This is a genomic window from Bacteroides cellulosilyticus DSM 14838 (genome assembly GCF_000158035.1).
Lineage (GTDB): Bacteria > Bacteroidota > Bacteroidia > Bacteroidales > Bacteroidaceae > Bacteroides > Bacteroides cellulosilyticus.
Window position 1 is genome coordinate 344,686 of sequence record NZ_EQ973492.1, and the last position, 2,077, is coordinate 346,762.

General features: G+C 42.3%; 1 protein-coding gene. It reads left to right on the top strand.

The genetic code is table 11. The features are described from left to right. Nucleotides 1-185 precede the first annotated feature (185 nt). The gene (gene dnaB, locus BACCELL_RS19460; RefSeq protein WP_007213735.1) at nucleotides 186-1,745 is read left to right on the top strand and encodes a replicative DNA helicase; all 1,560 of its coding nucleotides are present in this window, start codon (nucleotides 186-188) and stop codon (nucleotides 1,743-1,745) included. Nucleotides 1,746-2,077: the final 332 nt, after the last annotated feature.

Genomic DNA, 2,077 nt, shown 5'->3' on the forward strand with positions numbered 1-2,077 from the left:
GGCATGTTGTAAAGGGTGATAGTTGTTATTTAGAGGTAATGACTATTTAAAAATAACTTTGATAGAATGTAAAGAGCTATTTCTGAATTTCAGGAGTAGCTCTTTTTTTGTTTGGTAGAATAGGGATGATTTTGATTAATAAGCATTATCTTTGCCATCCCTTTAATAATTCATAGTATTAAAAAATGGCAGAACAGAGAAAAGCTCCCCGAAGCAATAGTAAGGCAAAAATACAGCCCGTAAATGACTACGGACGTATCCAGCCGCAAGCGCCGGAACTGGAAGAGGCTGTATTGGGAGCATTGATGATAGAGAAAGACGCTTATTCGTTAGTAAGTGAAATTCTTCGTCCGGAGTCTTTTTATGAGCACCGGCACCAGTTGATTTATTCCGCTATCACCGACTTGGCTGTGAATCAGAAACCGGTGGATATCCTTACGGTAAAGGAGCAACTTGCTAAACGCGGTGATTTGGAGGAAGTGGGTGGTCCGTTTTATATTACTCAGTTAAGTAGTAAGGTTGCCTCTTCGGCGCATATTGAATATCACGCCCGCATCATTGCACAGAAGGCATTGGCTCGTGAATTGATTACATTTACCAGCAATGTTCAGAGTAAAGCTTTCGATGAAACTCTGGACGTAGATGATTTGATGCAGGAAGCTGAAGGAAGATTGTTTGAGATCTCCCAGCAGAACATGAAGAAGGATTATACACAGATTAATCCTGTTATTGCCGAAGCGTATCAGTTAATTCAGATTGCAGCTGCCCGTACGGACGGTTTAAGTGGTTTGGAGAGCGGTTTTACCAAACTTGACAAAATGACTTCCGGTTGGCAGAGATCCGACCTTATTATCATTGCTGCCCGTCCGGCCATGGGAAAGACAGCATTCGTACTTTCTATGGCAAAGAATATTGCGGTGAATTATCGTAATCCGGTAGCTGTGTTCTCTCTTGAAATGAGTAACGTGCAGTTGGTGAATCGTTTGATCTCCAATGCGTGCGAAATTCCGAGTGAGAAAATTAAGAGCGGACAACTGGCGGATTATGAATGGCAACAGCTGGATTATAAGTTGCGTGATCTTTTGGATGCTCCGCTGTATGTAGATGATACACCTTCATTGTCAGTGTTTGAACTTCGTACAAAAGCTCGACGCCTGGTACGCGAACATGGAGTAAGGATTATTATTATCGACTACCTTCAGTTGATGAATGCGAGCGGAATGTCATTTGGTAGCCGTCAGGAAGAGGTAAGTACGATTTCACGTTCGTTGAAGGGATTGGCGAAAGAACTGAATATTCCGATTATTGCCTTGTCACAGTTGAATCGTGGTGTGGAAAGTCGTGAAGGTGAAGAAGGTAAACGTCCGCAGTTAAGTGACTTGCGTGAGTCGGGAGCCATTGAGCAGGATGCCGATATGGTGTGTTTTATTCACCGTCCTGAATATTATAAGATTTATACCTCACAAGATGGAACCGATTTACGCGGTATGGCAGAAATTATTATTGCCAAGCATCGTAACGGTGCGGTAGGTGATGTCCGTTTGCGTTTTATCGGTCAGTACACCCGTTTCCAGAATCCGGAAGATGATATGGTGATTCCGCATCCGGCAGAAGGTGGTGGAGCAACCTTTGGTTCTAAAATGAATGCAGTAAGTGATGGCAGTGTGCCGCCTCCGACTGAGTTTGCCCCTCAAACAGACAATCCGTTTGGTGGGGTAGGATCGGATGGACCGTTGCCATTTTAAATTAATGGTAAAATTACATAAGCATTTTAATATTGCAGCCGGAATTACTTTTTATCATGTAGTTTCGGCTGTTTTCATTATTTTCTTGATGGATAATTCCCTGTCATCCAAAAAAACTTTGTAATTTTGCGGGTCACTTTTGGAAACAATAAAAAATTAATGATATGAATATCTCTTATAATTGGTTGAAGGAGTATGTCGATTTCGATTTGACACCGGAAGAAGTTGCCGCTGCATTAACTTCTATTGGCTTGGAAACGGGAAGTGTAGAAGAAGTGCAAACGATTAAAGGAGGACTGGAAGGTCTCGTAATCGGTGAAGTGTTGACATGC